Origin of the sequence: Paludifilum halophilum, from assembly GCF_002245355.1 — a bacterium.
In the GTDB taxonomy this organism is placed as follows: Bacteria; Bacillota; Bacilli; order Thermoactinomycetales; family DSM-45169; genus Paludifilum; species Paludifilum halophilum.
This window is the reverse complement of record NZ_NOWF01000171.1, coordinates 1-396: the sequence shown is the minus strand read 5'-3', so window position 1 is coordinate 396 and position 396 is coordinate 1. Positions and strand designations below refer to the sequence as shown.

Genomic DNA, 396 nt, shown 5'->3' with positions numbered 1-396 from the left:
GGTATATACTATTTACTCGATCTCAACGTCACTTGAGATCCTACATCGTTTTATTCTTCGCATCGTCTGTTTCGTCGTCTGTGCAATCAGAAGCAACTTCATTCCTGGCTCATTCATTATTGCCCTACTCTTCTGTGTGCCTTTGCGTATTTGCTCTTCGACAGACAGATAGCCGTGTGGAGCCGCTTCAGCTACTCGTCGAAAGCGCACGCATCAGCGCTCTCAGCGCCCTCCCAGCATCAGCGCCCCATTCTCCACTGCTCACCTCGTCGCAGCACCTCTCAAACTCGTCGCTCTTGCTCACCTCCTTCCACTGCTCCAGCACCAAGGCGCGCACGGCTTCGTGGACGTCGTGGTAAGGTTGCGTGGCGAGCAGGGCGGGGAAAGCGTTGTTGG

1 protein-coding gene is annotated in these 396 nt (G+C 54.5%); it reads right to left on the bottom strand.

The genetic code is table 11. The features are described 5' to 3' along the window. Window positions 1–187: 187 nt before the first annotated feature. Window positions 188–396, bottom strand: a 209-nt coding sequence (locus CHM34_RS19695) for a hypothetical protein (protein WP_206093866.1), incomplete at its 5' end; no start/stop codon positions are given.